General features: G+C 39.7%; 15 protein-coding genes. 7 read left to right on the top strand and 8 right to left on the bottom strand.

The window, feature by feature from the left end:
* The first annotated feature begins 30 nt into the window (after window positions 1-30).
* From PTET_RS16145 to PTET_RS16135, 3 genes are read left to right on the top strand one after another with little or no spacing between them, the layout of a single operon-like run.
* Window positions 31-1,278 (top strand): exonuclease SbcCD subunit D, encoded by a 1,248-nt coding sequence (locus PTET_RS16145; protein ID WP_096038953.1) that lies wholly within the window; start codon window positions 31-33, stop codon window positions 1,276-1,278.
* Window positions 1,275-4,925: an AAA family ATPase gene (locus PTET_RS16140; RefSeq protein WP_096038952.1), complete on the top strand. Its 3,651-nt coding sequence runs from the start codon at window positions 1,275-1,277 to the stop codon at window positions 4,923-4,925. Before PTET_RS16145 ends, PTET_RS16140 begins: the two co-directional genes overlap by 4 nt.
* Window positions 4,926-4,934: 9 nt before the next feature.
* Window positions 4,935-5,591, top strand: coding sequence for a class I SAM-dependent methyltransferase (locus PTET_RS16135; protein ID WP_016899984.1), 657 nt, complete (start codon window positions 4,935-4,937; stop codon window positions 5,589-5,591).
* Window positions 5,592-5,693: 102 nt separating this feature from the next.
* Here the strand turns inward: PTET_RS16135 and PTET_RS16130 are convergent, their stop codons facing one another.
* From PTET_RS16130 to PTET_RS16120, 3 genes are all read right to left on the bottom strand, one after another.
* Window positions 5,694-5,903 carry a cold-shock protein gene (locus tag PTET_RS16130; RefSeq protein ID WP_007377377.1) on the bottom strand — a complete coding sequence of 70 codons (210 nt, stop codon included), beginning with the start codon at window positions 5,901-5,903 and terminating at the stop codon, window positions 5,694-5,696.
* Window positions 5,904-6,087: 184 nt separating this feature from the next.
* Window positions 6,088-6,297 (bottom strand): cold-shock protein, encoded by a 210-nt coding sequence (locus tag PTET_RS16125; RefSeq protein ID WP_008463923.1) that lies wholly within the window; start codon window positions 6,295-6,297, stop codon window positions 6,088-6,090.
* A 289-nt stretch (window positions 6,298-6,586) separates the two neighbouring features.
* The gene (locus PTET_RS16120) at window positions 6,587-7,039 is read right to left on the bottom strand and encodes an Lrp/AsnC family transcriptional regulator (RefSeq protein ID WP_013462814.1); all 453 of its coding nucleotides are present in this window, start codon (window positions 7,037-7,039) and stop codon (window positions 6,587-6,589) included.
* 114 nt (window positions 7,040-7,153) lie between these two features.
* Here PTET_RS16120 and PTET_RS16115 point away from each other — a divergent pair, with 114 nt between their 5' ends.
* Window positions 7,154-7,798 (top strand): LysE family translocator, encoded by a 645-nt coding sequence (locus PTET_RS16115; RefSeq protein ID WP_036955500.1) that lies wholly within the window; start codon window positions 7,154-7,156, stop codon window positions 7,796-7,798.
* Between the two features lie 14 nt (window positions 7,799-7,812).
* Here the strand turns inward: PTET_RS16115 and PTET_RS16110 are convergent, their stop codons facing one another.
* Both PTET_RS16110 and PTET_RS16105 read right to left on the bottom strand, forming a co-directional pair.
* Window positions 7,813-8,349, bottom strand: a complete 537-nt coding sequence (locus PTET_RS16110) for a DUF6942 family protein (RefSeq protein ID WP_036955502.1) — start codon at window positions 8,347-8,349, stop codon at window positions 7,813-7,815.
* 1 nt (window position 8,350) lies between these two features.
* A complete protein-coding gene (locus PTET_RS16105; RefSeq protein WP_028834651.1) occupies window positions 8,351-8,806 on the bottom strand; it encodes a YaiI/YqxD family protein in 456 nt (151 codons plus the stop codon).
* Between the two features lie 68 nt (window positions 8,807-8,874).
* On the opposite strand from PTET_RS16105, the gene PTET_RS16100 reads away from it, so the two are divergent.
* Window positions 8,875-9,408: a lipocalin family protein gene (locus tag PTET_RS16100; protein ID WP_036955505.1), complete on the top strand. Its 534-nt coding sequence runs from the start codon at window positions 8,875-8,877 to the stop codon at window positions 9,406-9,408.
* A gap of 207 nt (window positions 9,409-9,615) precedes the next feature.
* Here PTET_RS16100 and PTET_RS16095 read toward each other — a convergent pair whose 3' ends face one another.
* The 3 genes from PTET_RS16095 to PTET_RS16085 are packed head-to-tail and all read right to left on the bottom strand — an operon-like array spanning window position 9,616 to window position 11,884.
* Window positions 9,616-9,957: a DUF3325 domain-containing protein gene (locus PTET_RS16095; protein WP_016899981.1), complete on the bottom strand. Its 342-nt coding sequence runs from the start codon at window positions 9,955-9,957 to the stop codon at window positions 9,616-9,618.
* Window positions 9,954-11,543, bottom strand: a complete 1,590-nt coding sequence (locus tag PTET_RS16090; protein WP_036955507.1) for a PepSY-associated TM helix domain-containing protein — start codon at window positions 11,541-11,543, stop codon at window positions 9,954-9,956. Before PTET_RS16090 ends, PTET_RS16095 begins: the two co-directional genes overlap by 4 nt.
* The gene (locus PTET_RS16085) at window positions 11,540-11,884 is read right to left on the bottom strand and encodes a hypothetical protein (protein WP_090495249.1); all 345 of its coding nucleotides are present in this window, start codon (window positions 11,882-11,884) and stop codon (window positions 11,540-11,542) included. Before PTET_RS16085 ends, PTET_RS16090 begins: the two co-directional genes overlap by 4 nt.
* 1,013 nt (window positions 11,885-12,897) lie before the next feature.
* Between PTET_RS16085 and PTET_RS16080 the strand changes: the two genes are divergently transcribed.
* Together PTET_RS16080 and PTET_RS16075 are read left to right on the top strand one after the other, a co-directional pair.
* A complete protein-coding gene (locus PTET_RS16080; protein ID WP_036955510.1) occupies window positions 12,898-13,407 on the top strand; it encodes a hypothetical protein in 510 nt (169 codons plus the stop codon).
* A 124-nt stretch (window positions 13,408-13,531) separates the two neighbouring features.
* On the top strand, window positions 13,532-14,299 hold the full coding sequence (locus PTET_RS16075; protein WP_232311369.1) for a fimbrial biogenesis chaperone: 768 nt from the start codon (window positions 13,532-13,534) through the stop codon (window positions 14,297-14,299).
* Window positions 14,300-14,302: the final 3 nt, after the last annotated feature.

Genomic DNA, 14,302 nt, shown 5'->3' with positions numbered 1-14,302 from the left:
GGCGCTCTTATGGTTTTTTAAGAGCGCAAAATGAAAGTTCTTCACACTTCAGACTGGCACCTAGGTCAGCAATTTTATGAACATGATCGCCGTCATGAGCACCATGCTTTTTTCTCTTGGCTGTTAACCACCCTCGTTAACCAACAAATCGATTTATTGCTTGTTGCAGGTGACATTTATCATACTGCCACACCGAGTGCTAACGCCGAAAACCAACTCTATCAATTTATAAAAAACGCCAAAGCCCAGTGCCCACAATTACACGTTGTTATTATTGCGGGTAATCATGACTCCGCTAATCGTATTTTGGCTGCACAACCCTTATTAGCCCAGTTTGATACTCATGTGGTAGGGCGGTTTGATCCTGCTAAACCCAGTGACGTTGTAGTAACGATTAATAACGATGATAAACGCGCTGTGGTACTCGCTATGCCTTTTTTACGCACAAGTGACATAAGTACGCTTAGCCAAACCGAAAATGGCCCCAGTTACGCACAGGGCGTTGCAAAAGCCTATGAACTTGCTCTTGAACATGCGCTAACACTTAACGCTGAAAATAAGCCTTTAATTGTTATGGGTCATTTGCATGCAAAAGGCGGTAATATTTCCGGTGACTCTGAACGTAATTTGGTCATTGGCGGTGAAGAAGCTATTTCAGCGTCGGTATTTGGTAAGCAAGCCAATTACGTCGCACTAGGCCACTTACATAAAGCACAACTAGTAGCTAAAAATGAGCAAATACGTTACAGCGGCACGCCTATTCCAATGTCGTTTTCAGAAAGAAAGTATACCCATCAAGTAAATGTGGTTGAATTTAGCGAGCAAAAAAACCAACCGTTAAACACCACTGTAAACCCCCTTTACATTCCGCGCTTAGCTGAAGTCATTGTACTTCCTGAAGGAGAATGTGTGCCTTTAGCGCAGCTGTGTGAGCAAATAAAAGCACTCGATACAGAGCAATACGACATTGCTCCTTACTTGCGAGTAAAACTTAAATCAAGTGATATCGATACCACCTTTCGAGAACAAATCGAGCAAGCACTTAAAGGAAAACAGGTTAATTTTTGTGGCATAGAGCGAGTTCGTGACCAGCAAATGAGTAATTCCTCAGAAACGGTATTTGAAGATTTAAGTTTTGTGGAAATGCTCAACCCAATTAGCTTACTCGAACAAGCATTTAATAATGATAAAGATATGGCCGCAGCGACCGTGCCCAATGAATTAAAAGCACTGTTAACCGACGTAATTGAAGAACTTGAACAGGAGCAACTGCTATGAAAATAACGGCTGTTCGTATTCATAATTTAGCCTCTATTGCCGATGCCGAAATCGACTTTTTAGCCTCACCACTCAAAGACGCAGGCCTCTTTGCCATTACAGGTGACACCGGCGCAGGAAAAAGCACCGTACTCGATGCTATCTGCTTAGCACTTTATACTAAAACTGCGCGTTTGAAAGGCGATAAAGGTAACCTAATTGATTTTAATGGCGATAACATTAAGCTTAACGATGCCCGCAATTTATTGCGCCGTGGCAAATGGGAAGGGTACGCCGAAGTAGATTTTAGTGGCCAAGACCAACAGTTTTACAGAGCACGTTATAGTATTCAACGTACGCATAAAAAAGTAACCGGCAAACTTAAAGTGGCCGAACATACTTTACATAGCCTACCCGATGAAACCTTAATTGCTGACAAAAGTGGCACCTTAAAAGCCATAGAAAATAAAATAGGTTTAACCTTTGAGCAGTTCTCGCGTGCGGTGTTACTAGCACAACATGAGTTTGCCGCCTTTTTAAAAGCCACTGGCGATGAGCGCGCGCAGCTTTTAGAGTGCCTGACTGGCACCGATAAATTTAGTCGAATAGGGCAGCGTATATTTGAGCGCAACAAAGCTATTAAAGATAAATTTGAATTACTAACGGCAAGTTTAGCCAGTTATACGTTATTGTCTGACGATGAGCTGAGTGAAAAACAACAAACGCTGGCTGATTTAAAACAACAAATTGAACACACTAAAACAACTTTAGCAACGACAGAGCAAGGCATTAATTGGTATAAGCAAGCGCATAGCTTGGAGCTGGCATTAAAAAATGCTCAGCAAAACGAGCAACAAGCACATGCCGCACTCAATGCTGTTAAAGCGCAAACTGAGCAAGCAAAACAAGCGCAAAGTGCGCTTGAAATTAAAGATAACCGCCAGCGCTGTGAAAGCTTAACAGCGCAAAATAGCCAGTTAAATACACAAATAAAACAATTAAACGAGCTTGATCACAACGCGCTGATCACCGAGCAAGCCAGTAACGTTAAAAAACAGCAAAACGAATTAGATACAGCAAAACAACAAAAGCTAACAGCAGAGCCTCTGATTGCAAAAGCGCGAGAGCTCGACAGCCAATTAGCAATATATAACCAAACTATAAAAAGTCTGACTCAACAAAGTGCCAAAGAGCAGCAACAATTAAGTGATTTACAACAGCAGCTACAACAAAACAAAATAAGCGCAGAGCAAGCCAAAACTCAAATCACAGGGCATCAGCACTGGTTGAACGAGCAGAGTCAATTAAAGCCATTGGCAACTGATTGGAACTATTTTCATCATAGCTTTAAGCAGTTTTTTAATACTCAGACACAACTAAAAGCAACCCAGCAGCAAGCTCAGGCTCACGCAGAGCAACAAACAATACTCACAGCAAAACTTAGCGAGCAAAATAAACAACTCGAACAAGCAGAGCAAACGCTTACAACGCAGCAGCAAAGCCTAAATAAGCTAAACCAGCAGCACGCTCAATTTAACATTGAACAATGCGACATTAAGCTTAAAAACATTGATTATTTAAAAGATCAGCGCACACGCTATAAGCAGTTTAACCAAGAATTAAAACACACGGTGCAACAGCAACGTGATGTGGCAGAAAAGCTCAGCCACAGTGAACACACTAAAACTACGCTGCTTACGCATTTAACCAGCAAAGAGCAGGCACTTAAACACGCAGAGCAAGCGCTTAATCAAGCGAGGCTTCGTGCCAGTGAGCATGTTGAGCATTTACGCGCACAACTGGTTCCAAATGAGTCGTGTGCCGTTTGTGGGGCTACAGAGCACCCGTTCGCGAGCAATCAAAGCCAACCTTTTACAAACCTAATAACCGACTTTGAAAATGCATATAATAACGAAAAGCAGCAACACCAAGATGCTCAAACACAGCTTCATCAGCACCAAACACAACACGCGGTTTTGGTGGCAGAGCATGCTCAGTACAGCCAAGCCATTAGTGATGCACAAGCCAAAATGCTGGAAATTAAAAATACCATGCAAGCGGCTAAAACCGAGCTTAATGAGTTAACAGTTGAGCAGCTTGATGAAACTTATAAGCAATTAAGTGAACAAAAAACACAGTATTTTTCGGCGCAAAAAAAGCTCAGTAATTTGCAAGAAACTGTTAACCAGCTGCAAAGCACAGTTAAAAAAGAACAAGCGACACAGCAACAATTAAACACACAGCATGTTGAGCTGAGCAATCAGCAATCTCAGCTTAATAACAAATGCGATGAACTAGCAACTCAAAACGAAGCGCTTATAAAAGAGCTCAATTTACATTTTGAACACAGTGATTTTTGGCACGCATTGCAAGCAGGCTCGTTACCGCTTAGCGATTTAGCTCAGCAGGTAGAACAATATCAGCAAATCCAAGCACAGCTTGAACAAAGTCAAAAACAATTCGACAGCGCCAATGTACAGTTACAACAACTAACACCGCTTATAACCAAAGCAGAGCAGCGAGTTAACACGCTCAATGAAGAATTAACTCAAACACAGCAACAGCACAATAATACGCAGCAACAGCGCTTAGCCTTATTTGATAACCAAACTATTAGCGCCGATGACTACCAAGCTAAACTGTCAGCACAGCTAGAGCACTGCCAAAACCAATTAAGTGCCAGCCAACAAGCACACGACAGCGCCGTAAAACAGCGCGATGAACACGCCATCACGCTTAAAAACCTTGAGCATCGTCTGGCAGATAATAACCAAGAGTTAGTGATGCTTGAAACGCGTTACAACGACTGGTTTAAAGAATTTAACATCCTTCATGGCGATATCAGTCATGAGCAAGTCACATTTTTACTAACTATCAGCAACGACGATATTAAAACTCAGTTAAAACAAGGCGAGCAACTATCGCAAGCAGTCGTTGATGCCAGTGCCGCGTTAAAGCAACAGCAACAAGCTAATGAACAGCATCAACAAAATAATCAGCCAACGCAAAGCGAAGCACAGCTAATTGAGCAACAAAACCACTTAAATACCCAGCAAACACAATTGCAAAATAGCTTACTCACCATCAACACCGCGATTGAGCAGCACAACCAAAATGCAAAAGCGCTTGAGGGCAAACAAGCTGAACTGAGCCAGCTCAAGCAACAGGTTGACCAATGGCATTTACTTAATAAAGTACTAGGTGATGCCACAGGTAAAACAATGCGTAATTTAGCGCAAACACAAACACTCAAAATATTGCTGCATTATGCTAATAGCCATTTAAAAACCCTTAACAAGCGTTATGAGCTCACTGCAATTGCTGAGTCACTTGATATAGCCATTATCGACCGCGATATGGCCGATGAACAACGCTCGGTCAATACGCTATCTGGCGGTGAATCGTTTTTAGTGTCGTTGGCATTAGCACTGGGACTTGCCTCACTATCTTCGAACAAAGTGCAAATTAACTCGTTATTTGTTGACGAGGGCTTTGGAACACTAGATAGTGAAACACTCAGTATTGCCATGGACGCGCTAGATTCATTGCAAGCGCAAGGTAGAAAGGTCGGTGTAATTTCACATGTAAGTGAAATGAGCGAACGCGTTGCTACGCAAATTCATGTCGCTAAAAAACCGGGTGGATACTCCACCATAAACGTAATTTAAGGAGACAGCATGCCCACTTTCAAAGGCGAAGAAGCACAAGAATATGATAACCGCATTACCCGTTTAGTCCCAGGCTATGAGCTACTTCATCAACTAACCAATGCACAACTGCAAACCACGTTAAGCGACGATGCACACATTTTAGTGATTGGTGCCGGCACAGGTAAGGAAGTATTAGCATTAGCACAAATAAATCCTAAATGGCAGTTTACTGCCCAAGACACCTCCAGTGATATGCTCGATATTGCAAAACAGCGCTTTGCAGAGCAAGGTATTGATAGCCGTGTCACTATTGAATGTAGCCCAGTTGATAAAGTAAAAGCGAAAGCAGACGCCGTATTATGTTTACTGGTGATGCATTTTGTAGAAGATAACGGCGACAAAAAACAAATTCTTAAAAGCATTAAAACTAACCTTAAAAAAGGAGCGAATCTTTACATTGCTGATTTAATGCGCCCAGAAACAACATTTGAGCGTGAGTCACAATTAAACACCTGTGCTCAATTAGGCTTAACTGAAGCTGGCAAAACTCAAATGGGGCATAACCTCGAAAGAGAGTTTTACCCCCTAGATCGTATGCGCTTTAGTGAACTACTGAATGAATGTGGATTTGGTATTCCAAAGCTTTATTTTAAAGCACTTGGCTTTAGCGGTTACGTTGTATAAATTTTTGTCAAAAAAAAAGCTAATATCATAATGATATTAGCTTTATTGCTTAACACTAGTTTAAGCGGAGTGAGTGCGCTTTAAAGCCCACTCCCTCTATAATTAGATGCAAACGATGTTTTCAGCTTGCGGGCCTTTTTGACCTTGAGTAACAGTAAACTGTACACGTTGGCCTTCAGCTAGCGTTTTAAAACCGTCGCCAGAGATAGCACTGAAATGTGCGAAAACGTCTGCGCCAGATTCTTGCTCGATAAAACCAAAACCTTTTGCTTCGTTAAACCATTTTACTGAACCAGTAGTTGTATTAGACATAATATGTATCCTAAAAATTAATTAAAGTGTGCCTGAAAAGAGGCGATTGAGCCGAAAAAATAGTTAACTTGAGGATATCGCGTAGGATTATTACTAAAACAACGGGGTACTAACAAATAAAACAAAACTTCTTTCAAACTTATAAATATTGATGGGTTAACACTAACCCATCAATTAAAACTATTTAGATGCAAACGATGTTTTCAGCTTGCGGGCCTTTTTGACCTTGCGTTACAGTAAACTGTACTTTTTGGCCTTCGGCTAATGTTTTGAAACCGTCGCCAGAGATAGCACTGAAATGTGCGAAAACGTCAGCGCCAGATTCTTGCTCAATAAAACCAAAACCTTTTGCTTCATTGAAAAATTTTACTGTACCAGTAGTTGTATTAGACATAATAATATCCTAAAAAAATAATAAAAAATTTGCCTTAAAATAGGCGTTTAACAGGAAGAAAACAAACATTTAACTTGAGGATATCGCGAAGGATTATTACTAATAACAACGAGGTACTTACAAATAAACAGGGCTTTCTATCAACCCGATGGCAAGCAGAATAACAGCAATACACTTTATAACAAGCTTTATTTACACTTTATTTTTACCTATTTAGGCAAAGCCCGCTGCCATAGGCTTTGCAGCGTCATCGGTTTAACTTTTTAAACTTCGTGTAAAACATAACCTGTTAAAAGTGCAAGTTACGCGCTCTTACAATATCTTTCATCACAATGGTTGAGGTTAAACGTTGTACACCCGGTAAGGCTGATAGCTTGTCATCGTAGAGTTGCTGAAACGCGGCTAAATCTTTAGTTACAACATGTAACAGGTAATCAGGGGTGCCAAATAAGCGTTGTGCATTGGTGATCTGAGGGATAGCATCGACTGCTTGCTCTAATTTGCTTAACGACGCTTTATCACCTTCTTTAATAGTAATAAATACTAACGCAGAAAAGTTTAAACCCACTTTTTCAGGTGATATTTCAGTTCTGTAGCCAACAATTGCTTTGCTTTTCTCAAGCTCTTTTACACGACGATGACAAGGTGACACGCTTAACCCAACACGATCAGCCAATTCAGAGAGGGTGAGCCTGCCATCAACTTGCAACTCAGCAAGAATTTTCCTATCTATGGTATCCATAGTTGATTATTTCCTAAAATGAACGCTTATATCAGTAAAATACAGTAACTTTTACTCATCAGAAAGAAATAAAATAGCAGCTCACTTATTTTGGGTTTTAGTGCATGGATATGTATGGATATTAATATTATTTTTTCTTTTTGGCTGGTATCAATCTTGTTTGTACTTACCCCCGGTGCCGATTGGGCTTATACAATCAGTGCAGGTATAGCGGGTGATAAAATCATTCCTGCAGTAGCGGGGTTAATACTTGGGCATTTAATGGCTAGTTTGATTGTGGTGATAGGGTTAGGCGCGTTATTAGCATCGCATGCCATGTTTATAAAGCTGTTAACCTTATTTGGTGCTTTGTACATAATTTGGATTGCCGTATCACTGTACCGATTTCCTCCAATGCCTGCAGCCTATAACGATGGCCAAGAACACACCTCAGACACGCCTCTAAAGTGGATGAGAAAGGGCTTTATAATTAGTGGCTTGAATCCCAAAGTGATGCTGTTATTTTTAGCCTTATTGCCGCAGTTTGTTTTACCAACACTGTCATTTTCTATTACTGAACAATTGCTGGTACTTAGCATTATTCATTTAGTTGGCTGTGCGCTGGTATATTGGTTAATAGGGGTAAGTGCCAGAAAAATCCTCAGCAATAATCCGGCGCTCTCACTAAAATTTGGCCGTGCATCGGCCTGCATCCTATTTATTTTGGGCTCGCTCATGCTAGTTGATAGCGCTAACACACTGAGCGTAACACTTACCTAAAAAACGAAAGTGGCTTAGATTATTCGCAACTGAGCCACTAATTCACTCAAACGGGCAATTTTAATATTACTCAGCTGCCTATAATCAAAATAGGGGCATACAATAATATTCTGGCTTTTATCTATAGCAAACTCATCATCAAGCCAATCAAGTTGGGCGTTTAACTTACCTTGTTGTATCAAGTTTTTAGCGTGAGTTCGCCCAGCTATAATGTGCAATTGATTTTTATGCTCAGTAAGCACCGGCGCACTAAAGAGTAATGCAGTCCCGCTATGCTGCTGTAACAACAGCTCATCTCGATATGCTTGCCAACTCACTGCTTGTTTAGCAAATGAGTAATACTCGCTTGGCAGCGTAAATAACACTTTGGCGTACACATTAAAAACTTTTCGCCAGCCATTGCCACAGTGCTGGTTTATGCTATTTATTTGCCCACTAACTACTGGCTCTAGCTGCGCAAGTGTTTCAAAGTAAGGCATAGGGGGCGCTTTTGCTACATACACAGCAACACTGAATGAGTCATCACCTAACCCTATTAACTGGCTGCTCACCTTAATTGCTCTTATTTTGCGCTAAAATACGATCAAGATTGTTAGCAAAGTTTTGTCTGTCACTTTGGCTTAATGGAGGCGGCCCACCACTCATTTCTACACCACTTGAGCGCATAGTATCCATAAAATCGCGTACATTTAGTAATGAACGAATGTTTTCAGTGGTGTAAAGCTCACCGCGCGGATTAAGTGCTTGGCCGCCATTATCAATCACTTCACTTGCCAGTGGAATATCTCCTGTGATCACTAAATCGCCTTTTTCAATCCGTTTTACTATTTCATCATCAGCCACATCAAAGCCCGATGACACTTGTAGTCGGCTAATAAATTTTGACGGTGGGATTCGCATGGCATGATTTGCAACCAGTATAGTTTCTGTTTGCGTACGCTCTGCGGCTCTAAATAAAATTTCTTTTATTACCACCGGACAAGCGTCAGCATCAACCCAAATTTTCATGCTAAGTTCTTTAAATTGCTTTAGTATTAAGGCGATCCTATAGCAATTTCTAAAGAAAAGGAAACAACATGAAACTCGCTTTTAAAACCGCATTATTTATTACCACCGTGTTTTTACTCAGTGCCTGTACCAGCGCACCCGAAGGAATAACCCCTGTTAAAAACTTTGATTTAGAGAAATACCAAGGCAAGTGGTATGAAATAGCACGATTAGACCACTCTTTTGAACAAGGAATGGAGCAAGTAACAGCCACTTATTCAATTAACGATGATGGAACGGTAAAGATATTAAACAAAGGGTTTATTAGTAAAGAACAAAAATGGGACGAAGCTGAAGGCTTAGCTAAATTTGTAGAAAACGCCGATACAGGGCATTTTAAAGTGTCATTTTTTGGCCCGTTTTATGGTGCCTATATTATTTTTGAGCTCGACCAACCTGATTATCAATATGCCTTTATTACCAGTTATAGCAAAGATTACTTATGGTTTTTATCGAGAACACCTACAGTGAGTAAAGAGCTCAAGCAGCACTTTTTAAGCCAAGTAAAAACGCTTGGTTTTGCAACAGATGAGATTATTTGGGTAAATCAAAAATCGCTGTAAAGGGGGTTTACATGCCCCTAGGTTGTAATAAAACGTTCACCTTACTGTAAGGTAAACTAAATAAAGAGGGGCTATATTAGCCTCACTTGCAAAGAGACAGGCAAGTACAAGACATAATGACAATCCCCCTTTTTTATTGGCAAGCCTGATGGCTTGCCATTTTTTTACCTCAATTTAGCCTATTCTTTGGGATCAGGTTTTTACTAACTAAAGCCCATTTAAACCAAAAAATAACGTACTCGTGGCTAATATCAATAATACAAGCAAGTTAAAAAGCTTAGTTAAATTGACTAAAAAACTATAAAAAATCATTATAATTAAAGCACTTAACGACATAAACCCGCAAAACTGTAGAGCGCCATAGCCGTGTAATTCGCTAACACAAAGCAGTAAACTTAGTAAAATACTGATCCAAGCAACACTCAATAAAATTAAACGCTGCTGATCAGTAGGGCGCTTGTTAAAAACATCCTTGAAATGATTAAACTTAGCCAGTGCAAAGCAGTTAAAAGCCACCAAACATAAACTAAAAGGGAGCAATGCCATCATACTTTTTGCTCCTGAGTGTTTATCGGACTAGGTTTTTTAGCTTGCAGCGTAGTACGTAATTTTTCGGTTTGTAACAAAAACAGCAAACCAAACAGTAAAAAGAGACTATCAAACATAAATAAAGCCCACTGTTCATTACGTAAATAACTGATTATATTCCCTTGTGTTGTTAGCGCATTAACCACAGGCACACTAAAACAAGCAATGCTGTTTATGGCAGCCATAACACACCACTGCAACTTGTCACGCTTTACAAAAGCGATAATAAGTACACACAGCCAAGTTAAAAAGAAGGCAAGTATCTCTTTATCCGCGCGCTCCATTGCGCGTGTGCTGATTAATCGGTTTGCTAAAAAGAACGCAGACGTTGCCAAGGGTAACCCCATTAAAGTTCCTAAATTAAGCGCTTCGACGAGTTTTAAACCCCATGATGGCTGAGCATTTTTTTTCATTCGCTCCCGAATACGCTTCGCCCACATAATACAGCCCGTGGCTATCATTATGCAGCCAGCAATGCCGCCTAAAAAGTATAAAACACGTAATAATGGCTCTGCTAAACGCCCAGTATGCATTGAATTTAGTGACTCATACAGCGCTTTACTGCCGGTGAGTTCATCATCAGTTTGAGCAACAAGCTCACCACTCGCTCCACTAAATATCAAACGCGGTGCTTGATCCCTTAATGTTTTTCCAGGACTGACCAAAACCATAATAGTCGCAGCGGCCTTATTCGGCTTATTTATAATCACCCGAGTTATATCAGCCTCTGGCCACTTAGTATAAACCTGATCCAAAACAGTATTGATAGGCACTAACGGTGCAGTGCCTTGCAACGACTCTGTTGCAGAACTACTTGGCGAAACATCATTAAAAAAGCCTCGTATTCCATCCTCATAAACGGTTTGCGCGGGGTAGGGGAAAATCATAAATATCAGGGTAATAATGCCCGTATAAGTAATCATTAAATGAAACGGTAAGGCAAATACCGAACTTAAATTATGCACATCTAACCAGCTACGGCTGCCTTTATTAGCTCTAAAAACAAACATATCTTTAAAAATACGTTTGTGAATAACGACGCCAGATATCAACGCAATGAGCATAAATAAACTAGCAAAGCAGACAATCCAACGCGCCGTTTTTACATCAATATAATGCAAATCAAAATGCAGGCGATAAAAGAAATTACCCCCTCGAGTATCTACAAAGGGTGCTAAAGGCTGCATGGTATTTGGATTTAAACGGGCATTTTCAAACTGCGCTCTGCGTTGTCCAGGCTCTTTTGGTTTTGCATAACCATACGTTAAATAAGGTATACGCTCCTCAGGAAGCGTTATACGCCAATTAGGCGCATTAGGTGCTTGCGCATATAAATACTCAACACCCGACACGATTTGTTGTTTTTGCGCGCCAATACGATCTGCCTGCTGCTCAATATTATGGACACTTGGCTGATTCCATAAGCTCACTTCATCTCTAAAAAAGCTAATAGTGCCTGCAAAAAATATTAAATACAGTAACCAACACACGAGCAAACCCACCCATGTATGTAACCACGTCATTGAACGAAAAAAACTCCCTTTCATAACCATCCCTTCAATAGCGATAACAAGACAAGTTGCGCTGCAATACTTAGTAAAATACTGATCCAAACAGTTTTTAATGAATGAATATAAAAGCTATAAATAAACACTAGGGCATAAATTAAAATACTCGCAGACACACTAAGCAAAACCGCGTCAACTTTAGGCACAGGCACTACTGCACTTAATAGCGACACACTAACGGCTGTAAAAAAATACCCGCCAACAATAGCAATAAAAAAACGCGATAAAACCGCTAATTCATAGCTAAAGCGCTGCATAAATTGCCATAACATAGAAAAAACGGGTTTGGGAAAGTCTAAAAGACGGTTGGAGGCCTGCATAAACTGCAAATTCCTTTTAAACATAGCTAAAAAAAGATGGCGATATTATAACGCCAACAAATACAAAAGATAGTAATTCTTATTTGTATTTGAATGCAGCAATAGGCATTTAATTGAGTTAGTTAAATAGTGATCTATATAAAGATTAAAAGTCAGCTATAAAATAACCTATCTAAGTGAATGCTTGCTCTGGATGCGTTGCTGTTACCGGCTAAATACATAAAGACACAGTAAACACACGTCCGTGTATGAAATTAAAAGTTAAATAAAGCACTGTATTTAATAAGTTTTTCCATAGCCTTAACAGGTAATTTTGATATAAGAAGCTAATAATTAGAGACCTTTTAAGCTATAAATTTCTCTCAAATAACACTGGATCAGTATTTTACCAACAAGGCATAAAATACCGCTGGCATAAACCGATTTTTTACTAACTTATTACCAAAGAAAGCTAAAAAACAATCAAAACGATGAAAAAACAGGCTTGGAAAATTAAATTTTATACTTTTAAACCGACATGCTAGTAAAAATCTGATCTTTGATAAATGCAGTTTAATCCGTAATGATTTTAACTGGGAAGGTAACAATAGAGATACAACGCGTAAATTATGCTCAAAAAATAAACATTTCGCATAGATGTTGCAGTCACTTTATTTCACCGCTTAAGCACAGAGCGACTGCCATAAAAAACTACAAAGTGGTTATGAAAGATTAAAAATAGTTTATAAACATTCATATAGGCTCAACATCAATTAAGTCGCTTTGACTATGCCTTAAAATAACTCCCTCTAGCGTTAAAAAATAATTAACATCGGTGCTATTTTTCTTGTTGCATTTTGCTGGTCAAAATTAATAACTTCATACTAATTATCTCTTTTAAAAAGCCTTAATGTTAACAAAAGACTTCATTTTGATAACAATTGTGTTTAAATCCGAAACAATGGACTGAGATAACCCTCAAAACTAATTTGCACGGAAGTAAAAAAATAATAATTTTTAAAAATGGAAAAACTATGAATAAAAAAATCTTTGCTGCTTCCGCTTTGCTAGCAATTTCATCAACTTCTTTACTTGCATCTAACCAAACATTTCAAGCAAGTGTAAATGGTTGGACTGAGCCTACTTTTGCAGAAGATAGCCCACTGCACTTTGGTAAAATTCGCTTATCTACAAGCTCAACCTGTACGATGGATAATGCAGGCGCTGTATCGGGTGACTGTGATGCGTCAGATGCAAACATTCAATTAGGTGGAATTACTGTATCTGGTTTAGCGCCAAATTCAGCAATGAATATTACTGTATCTGGAAGCACAGGCACTAACTTAACTTTTGTTCCAGTAACAACGGCTACAGATGGCACAACCAGTGTAACAACTGCTGACAATGTTGCGTCTGCTTTCACTACTGATGCAAGTGCAACCGATATTACTGTTAGTGTATATGGTGATATGACAGTTGATTCTACACTGACAGCGGGCGCTGCTTACACTGTAGATTACACTGTAGATGTGTCTTTCCAATAAGACTATGAAAGCTGAGGCTAACTTACTTAGTTAGCCTCAGTTTATTTTTTTGCGCAATTGCGCATTAAAAATAAAATGTGTGGAGCAACGCGCTCCACTTTTTATTATCATGTTGAGTTGTCCCATGATTCTTAAACTTTTTTGTTGGGCCGCCCTTTGCCTAACTCTTTTACTACCTGAAATTTGTAGTGCCAACCTTGCGCTGTCTGAATACCGTTTATACTTTGATGGACGTACTAAAAATAATTCACTACTTATCAGAAATACCTCTAATAAAAATCTCGATTTTAAACTTGTTGTTACCCATAAAGATATGACCGAAGAAGGAGCACTTATAGATGTTACTCCGCAACAAGTTGAAGGACGCTCTGCCAAAAACATGCTACGGTTTTCTCCACGTCGCGGCACTATTGCCCCAAAAGGGATGCAAGCTATCAGAATGACCGTTCGCAAAAAAGCTGAGCTTGCTGTAGGCGAATATAGGGCGGTGCTTAAAATCATAGCCTCTGAGTCACAAAACCCCGACATTGATGGAATAAGCATTAGACCTAAAGTTGCTTACAGCGTGCCTGTTATTGTTCGTCATGGCCAATTAGAGGCTGACTCAGAATTAATAAACCCGCAATTAATTACTCAAAATGGGCGTCCGACTCTAACATTTTGGCAAACACTCACAGGGAATCGCTCTGTGTATGGAAACTTTGAATTAGTCGATGAGAATAATGTAATGATTGGTGAAATAGCCAATGTGGCCGTTTATACCCCTTTATCACGTCGCAAGGTATACATCACTTTACAAGCCCCTGTGACAGGGCCTGTGACACTCAATTACAAAGAAAACGAGCTTTACGGCGGTAAAATCGAGTTAGCGATCCCTATTAATATCAAATAACAA

This window comes from Pseudoalteromonas tetraodonis, from assembly GCF_002310835.1.
GTDB classification, from domain to species: domain Bacteria; phylum Pseudomonadota; class Gammaproteobacteria; order Enterobacterales; family Alteromonadaceae; genus Pseudoalteromonas; species Pseudoalteromonas tetraodonis.
The sequence above is the reverse complement of the archived record's forward strand: the minus strand, read 5'-3'. Positions and strand labels throughout refer to the sequence as shown.